This window comes from Lacibacter sp. (assembly GCF_057361365.1).
Genome location: NZ_JBMQSG010000010.1, coordinates 91,199 through 105,927, shown reverse-complemented (window position 1 = coordinate 105,927; position 14,729 = coordinate 91,199). Strand labels below are relative to the sequence as shown.

Here is a 14,729-nt window from a genome sequence, read left to right as displayed (position 1 = left end):
TTTTTGGTCATAAAAAAACCTTTCGGTTTTTATTGTATTAAAACTGCCGCCACAGTGCTGTTGCTTGTTTCATCGATCAAGACAGCATTTCCGTTTTCACTAATTCTACCATAAGAATCAAACACAACCGGTGAAGCCGTTTTGATAACTGCTTTTACTACTTCATTCAATTTCACATTGCCTTCAACAGGTTGTTGCTGTAAACTATTTACATCCAGTTTATATTCTACCTGCTTTACAACCGAGCGAACTAAACGGCTGCCATGTTGCAGGTAATATTTGTTTCCGGGGATCAATGGCTTATCATCCATCCAGCAAAGGATCACTTCAAGCTCATTGCTTACCTGCGGTTGATTATCTGATTTTACAATTGAATCGCCACGGCTGATATCGATATCATCTGCCAATTGAATGGTTACACTCTGCGGTGCAAATACTTCATCAACCGACTTGCCACCAACTTCCAATGTGCTGATAGTTGTTTCAATGCCTGCGGGCAAGACAGTTACCTTATCGCCCACTTTATAAATACCACTTGTTACCTGTCCGGCATAGCCACGGTAATCGTGCAGGTCTTCTGTTTGCGGACGAATAACCAACTGCACCTGGAAACGAGGATCAGTTAAGTTGATGTCGTTATCAATTTCAACTGCTTCAAGAAATTCAAGCAATGGTTTGCCATCGTACCAGGTTATAATTTCTGATTTATCAACGATGTTATCACCGTTCAATGCACTGATTGGAATATAAGTGACATCTTTCAGCCCTAATTGATTTGCTACGTCTGCATAATCAATTACGATGTTGTTATACACATCCTGCGAATATTCAACCAAGTCCATTTTGTTGATCGCTACCACAACGTGTTTGATCTTGAGCAACGACGCAATGATGGAGTGACGACGTGTTTGTTCAACTACACCTTGTCTTGCATCAACCAAAATGATAATGAGGTTGGCATTACTTGCACCAGTGATCATGTTTCTTGTGTACTGCACATGTCCCGGAGCATCAGCAATAATGAACTTACGCTTTGGTGTTGTGAAATAACGATAGGCAACATCAATGGTGATCCCTTGTTCTCTTTCTGCACGCAGACCATCAGTTAACAACGCCAGATCCACAGAACCATCTGTGCGGTTCTTGGTTGATTTTTCCAAGGCTTCCAGTTGATCGATGAGAATGTTTTTGCTGTCGTATAACAAACGACCGATCAATGTGCTTTTGCCATCATCTACACTACCTGCGGTTATAAAACGTAATAAGTCCATGTTATCTTAAAAAAGTTTAAATCAAAAATTTGTGAATAGTCAATGGTGAATTGTGAATAGATACTTGCCACTTACTACTCACCACTTGCTTTCTAGAAATATCCATTCTTCTTCCTGTCTTCCATTGCAGCTTCGGTAACCTTATCATCGATACGTGTTTCACCACGTTCGCTGATGCGTGTTGCAATGATCTCTTCAATTACTTCATCTAAGTTGGATGCAGTTGATTCAACAGCTGCAGTACACGTCATATCACCAACAGTACGGTAACGCACACGTTTGGTGATGATCTTATCTTCAGCAGTTGTTTGTACATGCTCACTCATTGCTACCAACTGCCCTTCATGTTCAATCACTTCACGGTCGTGTGCGAAATAAATAGAAGGCAGATCAATTTTTTCACTGCGGATATAATTCCAGATATCTAATTCTGTCCAGTTACTGATCGGGAACACACGTACATTCTCACCTTTGTGAATACGGCCGTTATAAATATTCCACAATTCAGGGCGTTGCAATTTTGGATTCCATTGACCAAATTCATCACGCACTGAGAAGATGCGCTCTTTTGCACGTGCTTTTTCTTCATCACGACGAGCGCCGCCGATACATGCATCAAAAGCAAACTCTTCAATGGTATCGAGTAACGTATAAGTTTGTAACCAGTTACGGCTGGGGAATTTTCCTTTTGGCTCGGTTAAGCTGCGTTGCTTAATGGTATCTTCTACCTTACGCACAACAAGCGTAGCACCGACTTGATTTGCTAACCAATCACGAAACTCCAATGCTTCGGGGAAATTATGTCCCGTATCGATATGTACTAACGGGAAAGGAATTTTACCTGGAGCGAAAGCTTTTCTGGCAAGGTGAACCATTACGATGGAATCTTTTCCACCACTGAATAAAAGGGCTGGTTTTTCAAACTGTGCCGCCACCTCACGGAAAATCTGGATACTTTCCGCTTCCAATTGCTCTAAATAATCTAAACGATATTGACTCATGATCTGCTTATTATCCTACTCGCTGAGTAGGGTTATAGTTGTGGGCAAATATACGGCTCAAAGTGCCTAACATTTGTTTATAATTACGCAAACATTTGCGCTGTTCAGGAATTTGACGTTTTGCTTACATCTGTATGTACGTGCAGCCCACATTCTTTGTTGCTTTTATCCTCCCACCACCAGCGGCCGGCACGGAAATCTTCGCCGGGGCGGATGGCTCTTGTACAGGGAGCGCAACCAATACTTACAAAACCTTTATCATGCAAAGAATTGTATGGAACATGGTTTTCTCGGATGAACAGGTTCAGTTCATCCCAAGTCCAATGCAGGATGGGGTGATATTTGATGACTTGGTTACCTTCGTCCCATTCGAGTTGAGAAGTTGACTGACGATCAGGACTTTGCTCGGCCCTTAAACCCGTAATCCAAATCTGTTTGCCCTTTAATGCACGTTTTAATGGTTCCACTTTACGGATGCCGCAACATTCTTTTCGGTTATCGGTTGATTCATAAAAAGAATTCGGACCTTTTTCGGTTACAAAAGATTGCAACTTTTCGGCATTTGGATAATATGCGTGAATGGGCTGATTATATGCTTCCAATGTTGAACGCCAGGTGCTGTATGTTTCAGTGAACATACGACCAGTATCAAGCGTAAACACATCAATGGGCAATTGTTCCTTAAAGATCAAATGACTGATGGCCTGATCTTCCAATCCAAAGCTGGTTGAAAAAACAATGCTGCCTTTAAATTTATCGCTGAGCAAACGAAGAGCCTCTCCAGGACTTTTATCCTGCAGCAGACTTTCCAGTACTATTATTTGTTGTGGTAAACTCATGATCAATTAAAATTTAAACCTGCAAGTTCGAGACTTTTCTTCTTCAGTTTACGTACTTCCACATCTTCAATGATTGGTTCAGGAGAAAGAATTAGCGAAGTGCCATTCTCACGCCACCAATTATTTTGTTTCAGTTCATTAGCATGTAATACGCCCACTAGATATTTACGATCGCTTTCTGCATGCCATTCTTCGATCCATTCAAATTTATCTTTAGGAATATAATTCCAATCATCGAAGCTGAGATACACTTTCAGGTAGTAATCATTAGTGAGTTCGTTTGGTTGATGATAGTAGAGTTTTTTGTACTCATACTTATAATCGTATCGCAACGCAGAGATATCGCTCAATACAGCAGAAGCGGTCGGGAACGAACCTGCACCTTTACCGTAGAAGAATTGCTTATCAGCAAACGAACTTTCCACAACGGCACCGTTGTATTCGTTCTTTACAAAACTGAGATGGTCATCCTGCTTTACAAATTGTGGCAATAAAAACGCAGCCACTTTTCCATTCTGCAATTTCTTTGCCTGGCCCACTAAACGTATTTCTAAATTTTTCTCTCTGCCAACAGTTGCATCAGAACCCTGAATATTTTGGATACCGGTGAAGAGTATATCGTCTACTTTCGACACAACACCATATGCGTGCAATAACAGGATTACCCATTTATGTGCCGCATCCCAACCATCCACATCCAATGTTGGATCAGCTTCTGCAAAACCTAATTGTTGCGCCTGTAACAACGCCTGTTTGAAATCGAGCTTCTCTTCAAACATCTTCGTCAGAATATAGTTGGTGCTTCCGTTTACAATTCCACGTATGCCATGCAGCAAATCGTTATCATAATACTCTTCCAGGTTGCGGATAACCGGGATCGACGCACAAGCAGATGCTTCGTAGAGGAAAGAAAGTCCTGTTTCAGTTTGCAGTTTCAACAACTCAGGCAAATGTTCAGCGATCATTTTTTTGCTGGCACTTACTACTTCTTTCCCATTTTTTAAAGCAGTTGATACAATGTAGAAAGCCGGTTCGCTTTCGTTGATCACTTCCACAATTACATTGATCTCAGGATCATTCAGCAACACATCTCTGTCTGTTGTAAATAATTCATCAGGAGCATTACGCTTCTTATTGGGATTTTTAATACAAACTTTTTTAATTTTCGCATTCAACGATTCGGTTTGATGTAACACTTTGTATAACCCTTCGCCTACAACGCCAAAGCCAAAAAGACCGATTACTAATTGTTTATCCGACGACATATTAATTGATTAATTGTTTTTTAAAATCTGATTTCTGTGTTTGTTGCAAAAAATGATTGATGGCTTTATTGATTTGGTCGTACTCCAGCAAGAATCCATCATGACCATAAAACGATTCAATGCTTTTAAAGCTTGCTCCGCTGATCGTATTCGCAAGGAACTGCTGCTCACTTACGGGAAATAACACATCATTACTGATGCCGATCACCAATGTTCTTGCAGTAATTTCTTTTAACGCTCCTTCAATGGAAATGCGGCTACGGCCCACGTTGTGCGAGTCCATTCCTTTGCTGAGGAAATAATAACTGAACGCATTATAGCGCCTTACTAATTTATCGCCCTGGTAACGCTGGTATGATTCACTTTTAAATGATTCCAATACATCATTGCTTTCTTCAATCTGGCTTATGCCGTAAGCATCATAATGACGATACGATAAAAGAGCAATACTTCTTGCAGCTTTCAATCCATCAGTGCCAGCATCTTCTGCTTTATTTTTCCAGGTTGAATCAGCTTCAATGGCCAAACGTTGTGACGCATTGAATGCAATGCCCCATGCTGAATGATATGCATTGGTTGCAATAGGAATAATGTGCTCGAACAATTGTGGTTCTTCAATAGCCCACTCCAACAACTGCTGCCCGCCCATGCTGCCACCTATGCCAATGTATATTTTTTCGATGCCTAAAAACTTGCGAAGAGGATCATAAGCACGGATCATGTCCCTTGTAGTAAACCACGGAAAGTCATGGTAGTAGGGTGCATTTGTTAACGGATCAATATCCAAAGGGCCAATACTTCCATATGCACTGCCCGGCATGTTTACGCATACAATAAAATATTTTGCAGGATCAAACAACTTGCCTTCGCCTACTAAGCCACTCCACCACTCGGAAGGATCGCTGTTAGCAGTTAACGCATGAAAAATCCAAACTGTATTGTCCTTTGCTTCATTCAATTGACCCAATGTTGTATAGGCCAAATGATATTGATTGAGCAATGCTCCTGACTCAAGTCTGAATGGTTTATTGTATGTAAAAATTTGTGTCGACATTTTTATTTTATCATCTTTTTGAATATTGGATCAGCTGTTGTTGTGTCACTCACTGCATCGTTCTGTATTTCAGTCAGCTGAAAAAAGAACAAAGCGTATAAGTGAGTGACACAACGCAGACGCATGATAGCACCTGCGTTGGTCACCAAAATTTATCCTACCAATTCTTTTTCAAATACTTTTTGAAAAGCCTGTTCCAAATCTGCTTTAATATCATCGATGTGTTCAATACCCACGCTTAAACGAACAAGGTTTGGAGCAACACCTGCTGCGATCTGCTCTGCTTCACCTAATTGTTCGTGTGTTGTACTTGCAGGATGAATAGCCAATGTTTTTGCATCGCCCACATTTGCCAAATGACTGATCAGCTTCAAAGAATTGATAAATTTTGCAGCATTTTCTTTTCCACCTTTAATGGCCACTTGCAATACACCACCATAGCCATTGGTGAGATATTTTTTCGCCAATTCATAATATGGATTACTTTTCAAACCTGGATACAATACATATTCAACTGAAGGATGTTGTTCCAGCCATTCTGCTAATTTCTGTGCATTATCAACATGGCGTTGTACTCTAAGCGACAATGTTTCCAAACCTTGCAACAATAAGAATGAATTGAACGGACTTTGCGCAGAGCCGAAATCACGCAAACCCTCTACTCTTGCACGAATGATGAATGCAATGTTTGGTAATCCAAGTGGATTGCCTTCGCCAAACACATCCCAGAATTTTAAGCCATGATAACCTTCACTCGGTTCAGTGAACTGAGGGAATTTGCCGTTACCCCAGTTGTAGTTTCCGCCATCAACAATTACACCCCCGATTGTTGTACCATGTCCACCGATCCATTTAGTAGCGCTCTCAACCACAATGTTTGCACCATGCTCAATGGGGCGGAACAAATAACCACCCGCACCAAATGTATTATCAACGATCAATGGCAGATCATATTCCTTTGCCAGGTCAGCAAACTTTTTAAAGTCAGGAATGTTTAAACGTGGGTTACCAATTGTTTCGAGATAAATGGCTTTCGTGTTCTTATCAATATGCTTAACAAAACTTTCTGCATCATCACCATCAGCAAAGCGAGCTTCAATACCTAAACGTTTGAACGCCACTTTAAACTGGTTATAAGTGCCACCATATAAGTAAGTAGTGGTAACGAAATTATCGCCTGCCTGTAAAATATTATTGAGTGCAAGAAATTGAGATGCTTGTCCGCTACCAACTGCCAACGCTGCAACGCCCCCTTCAAGAGCAGCAATGCGTTGCTCAAACACATCAGTTGTAGGGTTCATAATACGAGTATAAATATTTCCAAATGCTCTTAAGCCAAAAAGATCGGCAGCATGTTCGCTGTTATCAAAACCGTAAGAAGTGGTTTGATAAATCGGTACTGCACGTGATTTTGTTGTAGGATCGATTTGCTGGCCGGCATGTAACTGTAGTGTTTCGAAACGTAATGGTGTGCTCATAAAAAACATTTAATGATTGAGGAATGAAGTAAAAAATGAAGAAGTGTGTGTTACCTCCCTGACAGGCAGGGTCGGAAAAGATATGTATGCCTTACGGCATACAACAAATACAACAACACTGCATAGCTGCAGTTAAAGAGAAGTTTGTATTGTTGTTGTTGATCATGTAGTATGAATACCCGACAAAAATAGTGGGCTTTATTGATTTTTGCAAATGCTCATTTGCAAAAGTTTTGTCAATGCTTCCAATAACGGTTGTTTGTTTCATCTGCTTTCTGTTTAGCTTTCATCTCTTTTAACCTTGCCAAGAAACATTTCACCGGTGAGCATTTGTTCGAACAAACTTGTTCAAAAACAAAAAAGCTCATCCGATAATATCAGATGAGCTTCGTTATTTAAATTAACTGTTTTAAGCTTTAAATCTGACTTATCTACCCTTTTCAGGATGGAATTGGCACCTTTCTTTCAATTGTAAAAATTGAGAGAGGTTGCCAAGGCTTCATTGGGCCATTACCCTCTGCCTTTCTTGATAAGCGAAGCAGTATTTTACTACTGCTGTTAAAAGAACTGCTGCAAATTTAGCAGCAAAAACAGCAAACTGCAAAATTTCTTTGACTAACAGTTGTTATAATGCAGGATGTATTTCTCTTGTGAGGATCAATGCAGCAAGCACCGAAGGAATGAGCGCATGCAGTTGAGCCTTTTTCTCAGTTTCATTTGAATAATGTAATGGAATGGAAGCCGATACTTTTTTCTCCGGAACAGCTTCATTCTCGAGCATTACTTCAATATTATCCTGTTCGTTAATGGTAAAGCGAAACTGGTCATGCTCTTCAGTAACGGCTGATCCTTGTTTCATTTGCTCATCATCGTACTGAATTTTACCAAGCGTGTAACCATACTCATTCCGTACAAATTGGAACAATCGATTAAACATTCGTTTTCCAATAAAAATACTCCGCTTTATTACCCCGCTTTCAATTCGGAAACTTTCCGTAGCGGGACTTAATTTTAAGGTGAAGCGATGTTCTTTCTGACCATCTTTCAGAATCATCGGAACATCATTGTAAACTGGTATACCCATGATTGTAAGTTTTTGCGTTTAATAGGCCGTTCTAATTCAACTATAAGGTAGCATGAAGCAGGCCAAATCAAAATCTATTACTGGCGGAGTTTTCCACATCATAATTATTTAATATGGCGCCTCGCCGCTATACCTAACATATCTAATTTCGGGCCAGTCCTTTACCAGGTTCCTAACCTGCTGAAAACCATTATTCACAATTTTAAAAAACCTAATAACTTTAGTAAAGTATTTCACGGTAAATTCGCTGTCTGGCTTTAAAAGGCAGCAGGAGAAAAATTATGAGCGATTCAAGTAATGATCAAATTGAGGTATCCGGTGCCCGGGTGCATAACCTTAAGAATATTGATGTAAGCATTCCAAAAAATAAATTGGTGGTGATTACCGGTATAAGTGGAAGTGGAAAATCATCTTTAGCGTTTGACACTATTTATGCTGAAGGTCAGAGACGGTATATGGAAACCTTTGGTGCATATGCCAGGCAATTTGTGGGCGATATGGAACGGCCCGATGTAGATAAGATCACCGGCCTCTCTCCCGTTATTTCTATTGAACAAAAAACAACGAACAAAAATCCACGCTCAACAGTAGGTACCATCACCGAAGTATACGATTTTTTGCGTTTGCTGTATGCAAGAGCAAGTGAAGCTTACTCATACAACACAGGTAAAAAAATGGTGAAGTGGAGCGAAGAAGAAATTGTTGAAAATATTTTCACCCGTTTTGATGGGCAAAAAATTTCACTTCTTGCTCCATTAGTGAGAGGACGGAAAGGGCATTACCGTGAACTGTTTGAAGACATTCGCAAAAAAGGATTTGTAAAAGTGCGTGTGGATGGAGAGATACAAGATATCATTCCAAAGATGCAGGTTGATCGTTATAAAATACACGACATTGAAGTTGTTGTTGACCGGTTAAAAGTGAGTGATGATTTTCGTGTGCGCATCAGCCAAAGTGTGCAACAAACATTAAAGATCGGGAAAGATCTGATGTTGATCGAAACAGAAAAGAATGGCGTTGTATCTTATTCAAAACAATTGATGTGTGAGGACACGGGATTGAGTTATGAAGAACCATCGCCTAATGCTTTTTCATTCAACTCGCCATATGGCGCATGCCCAACATGCAAGGGTTTAGGAAATGTGTACACTATTGATATGGAGTTGGTGCTTCCTGATCAAACGAAAACTGTGAAAGAAGGTGGTATTGCACCATTGGGTGAGGAAAGAGATGCAAGTGTATTTCAACAAGTGATTGCCTTTGCAAAAAAATATAAGATTAAACTGGATGTATCGGTAAAAAATCTGCCGAAAGAACAACTCGATCTTTTATTGTTTGGTGATAAAAATATTAATTCTGCATTAGAAGTAGACGCAAGTGATGAAACGGTGCCACATGAGTACACCGGCAGCTATGAAGGTATCATTCCTATGTTAAAGCGTTGGTTTGTATCGGCACAAAGTACGGAAGCATTGCGTGACTGGGTAACACAGTTCATGACGTTGCAAACCTGTGGCACTTGTAACGGGGCAAGATTGAAAAAAGAAAGTCTTTGGTTTAAAATTGAAGAGCGTAATATTTCTGAATTAAGTGAATTGAACCTTGATAATCTTGCTGCCTGGTTTGATGGATTGGAACTACGCATCAGTAATAAACAAGCCGCCATTGCAAAAGATGTATTAAAAGAGATCAGGGAGCGTTTACAGTTTTTATTGAATGTTGGTTTAACGTATTTAACACTCAATCGTTCCAGCAGAACTTTAAGTGGTGGTGAAAGTCAGCGTATACGTTTAGCAACGCAAATCGGTTCACAACTTCAAGGTATCACTTATATTTTAGATGAGCCCAGCATTGGTTTGCACCAACGTGACAATCATCGTTTGATAGAAGCATTAAAAAATCTGCGTGATGTGGGTAATAGTGTACTAGTAGTTGAGCATGATAAAGATATTATGCTTGCTGCTGATCATTTGATTGATGTGGGACCGCAAGCAGGTAAACATGGAGGAACAATTGTATCAGCAGGTTCTCCAAAAGATGTACTTGAATCAAACAGTGATACAGCCAGCTATCTCAATGGAATTAAAAACATTGCCGTTCCTGCCGAGCGTAGAAAAGGAAATAGTAAATTAATTGAATTAAAAGGAGCAAGTGGAAACAACCTTAATAATGTAAGTGCAAAATTTCCGTTGGGAAAGTTAATTGTTGTTACAGGTGTCAGCGGAAGCGGAAAGAGCACACTCATCAACGAAACGTTATATCCAATTCTCAGCAAATATTGTTACGATTCAAAAGCCAATCCAATGCCGTATAAAAGCATTAAAGGATTAGAGCATATTGATAAGGTGATTGAAATTGATCAGTCGCCTATTGGTCGCACGCCAAGAAGTAACCCGGCTACCTATTGCGGATTCTTTACTGAGATCAGAACATTATTTGCTGCAGTACCTGAAGCGAAGATAAGGGGCTATAATGCAGGTCGGTTTTCATTCAATGTAAAAACGGGCAGGTGTGATGTTTGTGAAGGCGGTGGGATGCGTGTTATTGAAATGAATTTCCTGCCCGACGTGTATGTGCATTGCGAAAAATGTAATGGCAAACGTTACAACAGGGAAACGCTGGAGATACGTTACAAAGGAAAATCAATCGCCGATGTATTGGATATGACAGTGGAAGAAGCAGTTGATTTTTTTCAGGCTGTGCCTTATCTCTATCGAAAAATAAAAGTGTTAGAAGATGTTGGGCTTGGTTATATCACACTTGGGCAAAGTGCGGTTACCTTAAGTGGTGGTGAGGCGCAACGTGTAAAATTATCAACGGAGCTTGCTAAAAAAGATACAGGTAAAACATTTTATATTCTCGATGAACCAACAACAGGTTTACACTTCCAGGACATTCAACACTTACTAAATGTATTGAACAAATTAACTGACAGGGGCAATACTGTATTGGTGATTGAACACAATATGGATGTAATAAAAGTTGCGGATCATATTATTGATCTTGGACCTGAAGGTGGCGATGGTGGCGGGCAAATTTTGTTTGAAGGCACACCGGAAGAATTATTGAAGTGTAAAGAAAGCCACACTGCAAAGTTTTTAAAAGCTGAATTGCAGGGATAAAAAAAAGCCCCCCGAACCAATGGGGGGCAACAGGATAGAGTACGGACCAAGAGAAACAAAGCAAAGCATGGTGAAATAAATATCAGTCTCAGGTTCTCTCTTTAGATTTTCACAGGATTGGAAACTTTAGAAAGGTTGCAGACGAACGTTTATTGCATACTTTGCCAGATCATTAGGAATTGTCTTGGTTTACACTGGGAAAAAATGAACGAAGCATGGTAAAATAAATATCGATCGTGGTTCTCTTTTTCATTTTTCTCAAGATTAAAAAAAGTTGAGAAAAGGGGTACGGATTAACGTTTATTGCATACTTCGCTCAAAGAGTTTACATATAGATAGTATATGAGTTAAAGGAAATAAGCAAAGCATGGTGAAATAAATATCGGTCGCTGGTTCTCATTCGGATTTTCACAGGATTGGAACATTATGAGAAGGGTACGGACTAACGTTTATTGCATACTTTGCTTAAGAAGTTATAAATAAAGTTTTTTCTTAAAGATGTAGAGCACAACATAGAGTGTAACTAATCCAATACGAAGTAACCAGATGGCTAATTCAGGATTGTTAGAAAGCGCTCGTGCTTTTGATTTGGGGATTTCAGTTTTCATTTAAAGGGATTTGGGTATGGGTATGGATAAAATTAATTCGCTAAAAATACTGCGGGCACTTCATTGAGTTCTTATTCCTGAACCAATCGGCGTAAACATCACCGATTTTCCAGGTTAGTCTGAATGTACTGGAGAAATAAGAATCATTCTTTAATGGATTTCCTCTCTTTTTGCCAGCCCGGTACGGCGTATATCCTGGAAAGCCGGGATAAAATGAACTCGGATTTGCCAGGTATTTAGCATACGTTGCCTGGCTTGGCGTCAAGTATTTATCGAACAATGCAGGATCAATAAACTTATTACTCACATCATCAATATAATCACTACCAGTTTTGCGATGTATTAATTCAACTGCAAATGTTACTCTTTCTGTAATATCATATTTAAGACCCACGCCCATTGGTATAGCATAGTTTACTAAACTATACTCGGGAATACTTGTCTCTGCCATGCCTTGTCCTTCTAAGCGAAGTGGTTTCAAATTGATCCATGATTCATTGCCTGCAGGATCTTTATATAAACCTTGAGGATTAAATTTAAATACACCAAAACCAACAATACCATATGGACGGAAACGTGGTAACCCCGATCCGTTCTTTAAACTGATAAATGCTGTTGGATATATTTCAAGTGCTGCGTAAGCTTCGTATAAAGGAGAACGGAATGTTAGGTTGCGGTATTTTCTTGAACCTTCCCATGTATCGGCAGGTTGTTTTTGTTTTACCAAACGATCATCGCCTTCCATTTTACCATAGTTGCCGGCAACACGAAAACCAATCCATTCTGCTGGATAGTAAGAAGCAGAAATACCGATGATAGCATTTGTAACAGGAATATTATTGTCCTTTGGACCATAACCTCCTCTTCCACGGTTACCACCAAGGTCACCAAGGAAACTCATCGGGCCAAAATCTAAACCAATTTCAAAACGGGAATTTGCGGAGGATAATCCAATTTGTGCTTGCACCGTTTGGTTGCAAAAGCTAATAAGCAGTAAAGCGTACAGAATGATGCGCTGTGTACGTTGTTTCATAGAATTGGATATTTGGTTCTTCGTGTATTGGATACAACAAGGCAATATTAGAAAACAAATTTTGAACTTCAAAACTTTTTCTTTCACTAACTCGGTGAAAACCCTTACTGACATAGGCTTTTAAGCAGTTTTACTTCTGGTGTTAAGTAAAATTACCTATAACTTTTCACAATTCCGAATCATTTCTATGTGTTCAATTTCATCTTCAAGATAAATGTCACTAGTTTGCTCAAATCCAAGTGAAGTATAAAATTTCAGTAAGTAATATTGTGCACCGATCTTGATATCAAGTTTCCCAAAAAGCTCTTCACATTGTGTAATTGCAACATTCATTAATTCTCTTCCAGCTCCTGTTCCCCGTACAGCAGGGTTTGTAACCACTCTGCCAATAGACGGTTCTTTATAAGATACTCCGGGTGGTAATAGCCGCACATAAGCCATCAACTTTCCTTCTTCATCTGCCCCCATTAAATGCCAACCCTTCTGATCTTTATAATCAGCATCCTGGTAAACGCAGTTCTGTTCCACTACAAATACTTCATTACGCAGCCACATGATATTGTATAACTCGTATGGTGTTAACGCATCAAATTTTTTTACATTCCAATTCAATTTCATTCTCTTCCAGGTATTGGTACAACAGGTAAACTTTCATTCCCGTTTTCATTTACCGATTGTACAGCGAAAAAATAATTATCCTTTGAATAAGGCAATTTTACGTTGGTTTCTCTAGTGAAAATTTTCTTCTGCCAAACTGAACTTGTTGTTTCACGCAACAATACATAATATCCTTTTACATTTCCAACTGCAGGTTGCTTCCAGTTAAGAAGGGAATAGTTGGTCAAACTTCTTGTTTCGATTTTAACTTCTAATGGTGTTGATGGGGCTTTCGCAAGATTCGCCAATGACGCAAGATTGATTCCCGTGTTCTTAGCCAAATAAACAAAATCCATAAACTCGGGCAAATCGCCATACTGAATTCCATTGTCCGTACGTATATCCTGGTGCTGATGATTGAAATTTTCGTTCATCTCAGTTATACGAACGGCAGCGAATCCTTTTTGAATAAACGGGGTGTGGTCACCTCCACGCAAGAAGCGATCGTTGCGATACACCATCACCACTTCAAGATTATCAACATAACGCTCCCCGATCTCTTTTACGTAACGAGCCAACTGCCTCGATTTACCATCATTCTCTAAACCAAGGTTGCGTATGTTAGCAGCAGCTTTATCTAATTCATAAGCAGGTAACCCTTCACTGAACACACGCACTTTTGTATTGTTGATGATATTGGTTTCATTGCTGTTGTTTGAACCCATGATATCATTGTTCAACACTGCTTCAATGAACCAGTTCTGATCTTTCGCCTTTCCTGCCAGGAAATTTGCACCCAGCAAGCCTTGCTCCTCTCCACTTACCGCCACAAATATGATGGTAGCAGAAAATTCATACTTACTCATGATGCGGGCACATTCAATTACTGCTGCAACACCACTTGCATCGTCATTGGCACCGGGGGCTTCGCTCGTGGCGTTCATAACGTCTGTAACACGGCTATCCAAATGACCGCTGATAACAAAAATTCGTTGATCAGAAGGATTGGTGCCTTTTAAGATTGCCATTGCATGGCCGAGATTCACCGGTTTGTTGATGCGTCTTCCATCGGGTTGCAAAGTTGTTGTATCAACAAAAGCAGTCATCCTTCCGTTTGATTGTTTGGCGAATTCTTTAAATTTTGCAACCACCCATTCACGTGCTGCCCCAATGCCCTTCTTTTGATCGGTGACAGTACTCATTGTATGCCTTGTTCCAAAACTCACCATTTTGAGAATATGCGCCTTTAATGAATCGGGTGAAATTTCTTTCACCATTTTTTCAATTTCAGGATCACGATGAATAGTGGTTTGAGAAAAAGCAGAGGTCGTCATTAATGTGACAGCAAACAATAAAATAAAATTCTTCATTCCATGC

The 14,729-nt window shown here is 39.8% G+C and carries 12 protein-coding genes and 1 riboswitch; of the genes, 1 reads left to right on the top strand and 11 read right to left on the bottom strand.

Annotation, left to right across the window (positions count from 1 at the left end; translation table 11 throughout):
* Positions 1–29: 29 nt before the first annotated feature.
* From ACO1QW_RS08935 to ACO1QW_RS08905, 7 genes are all read right to left on the bottom strand, one after another.
* Entirely contained in the window at positions 30–1,271 is a 1,242-nt protein-coding gene (locus tag ACO1QW_RS08935; protein WP_486257691.1) for a sulfate adenylyltransferase subunit 1, read from the bottom strand.
* Positions 1,272–1,363: 92 nt separating this feature from the next.
* A complete protein-coding gene (gene cysD / locus ACO1QW_RS08930) occupies positions 1,364–2,272 on the bottom strand; it encodes a sulfate adenylyltransferase subunit CysD (protein WP_486257689.1) in 909 nt (302 codons plus the stop codon).
* A 104-nt stretch (positions 2,273–2,376) separates the two neighbouring features.
* Positions 2,377–3,111 carry a phosphoadenylyl-sulfate reductase gene (locus ACO1QW_RS08925; protein ID WP_486257687.1) on the bottom strand — a complete coding sequence of 245 codons (735 nt, stop codon included), beginning with the start codon at positions 3,109–3,111 and terminating at the stop codon, positions 2,377–2,379.
* Between the two features lie 2 nt (positions 3,112–3,113).
* Positions 3,114–4,376 carry a homoserine dehydrogenase gene (locus ACO1QW_RS08920; protein ID WP_486257685.1) on the bottom strand — a complete coding sequence of 421 codons (1,263 nt, stop codon included), beginning with the start codon at positions 4,374–4,376 and terminating at the stop codon, positions 3,114–3,116.
* Between the two features lies 1 nt (position 4,377).
* The gene (locus tag ACO1QW_RS08915; RefSeq protein WP_486257684.1) at positions 4,378–5,430 is read right to left on the bottom strand and encodes a homoserine O-acetyltransferase family protein; all 1,053 of its coding nucleotides are present in this window, start codon (positions 5,428–5,430) and stop codon (positions 4,378–4,380) included.
* 152 nt (positions 5,431–5,582) lie between these two features.
* Positions 5,583–6,908 carry an O-acetylhomoserine aminocarboxypropyltransferase/cysteine synthase family protein gene (locus tag ACO1QW_RS08910; protein WP_486257682.1) on the bottom strand — a complete coding sequence of 442 codons (1,326 nt, stop codon included), beginning with the start codon at positions 6,906–6,908 and terminating at the stop codon, positions 5,583–5,585.
* 424 nt (positions 6,909–7,332) lie between these two features.
* Positions 7,333–7,444: riboswitch (SAM riboswitch) on the bottom strand.
* Between the two features lie 89 nt (positions 7,445–7,533).
* Positions 7,534–7,992, bottom strand: a complete 459-nt coding sequence (locus tag ACO1QW_RS08905) for a hypothetical protein (protein WP_486257680.1) — start codon at positions 7,990–7,992, stop codon at positions 7,534–7,536.
* Positions 7,993–8,273: 281 nt separating this feature from the next.
* Here ACO1QW_RS08905 and uvrA point away from each other — a divergent pair, with 281 nt between their 5' ends.
* Complete coding sequence (uvrA, locus tag ACO1QW_RS08900; protein ID WP_486257678.1) at positions 8,274–11,114, top strand: excinuclease ABC subunit UvrA; 2,841 nt, start codon at positions 8,274–8,276, stop codon at positions 11,112–11,114.
* Between the two features lie 473 nt (positions 11,115–11,587).
* On the opposite strand, the gene ACO1QW_RS08895 is transcribed toward uvrA, so the two are convergent.
* The 4 genes from ACO1QW_RS08895 to ACO1QW_RS08880 form a co-directional block, all read right to left on the bottom strand.
* Complete coding sequence (locus ACO1QW_RS08895; RefSeq protein WP_486257675.1) at positions 11,588–11,722, bottom strand: hypothetical protein; 135 nt, start codon at positions 11,720–11,722, stop codon at positions 11,588–11,590.
* 40 nt (positions 11,723–11,762) lie between these two features.
* Entirely contained in the window at positions 11,763–12,755 is a 993-nt protein-coding gene (locus ACO1QW_RS08890) for a hypothetical protein (RefSeq protein WP_486257673.1), read from the bottom strand.
* Between the two features lie 156 nt (positions 12,756–12,911).
* Complete coding sequence (locus ACO1QW_RS08885; protein WP_486257672.1) at positions 12,912–13,373, bottom strand: GNAT family N-acetyltransferase; 462 nt, start codon at positions 13,371–13,373, stop codon at positions 12,912–12,914.
* Positions 13,370–14,722, bottom strand: coding sequence for a M28 family metallopeptidase (locus ACO1QW_RS08880; protein ID WP_486257670.1), 1,353 nt, complete (start codon positions 14,720–14,722; stop codon positions 13,370–13,372). Before ACO1QW_RS08880 ends, ACO1QW_RS08885 begins: the two co-directional genes overlap by 4 nt.
* Positions 14,723–14,729: the final 7 nt, after the last annotated feature.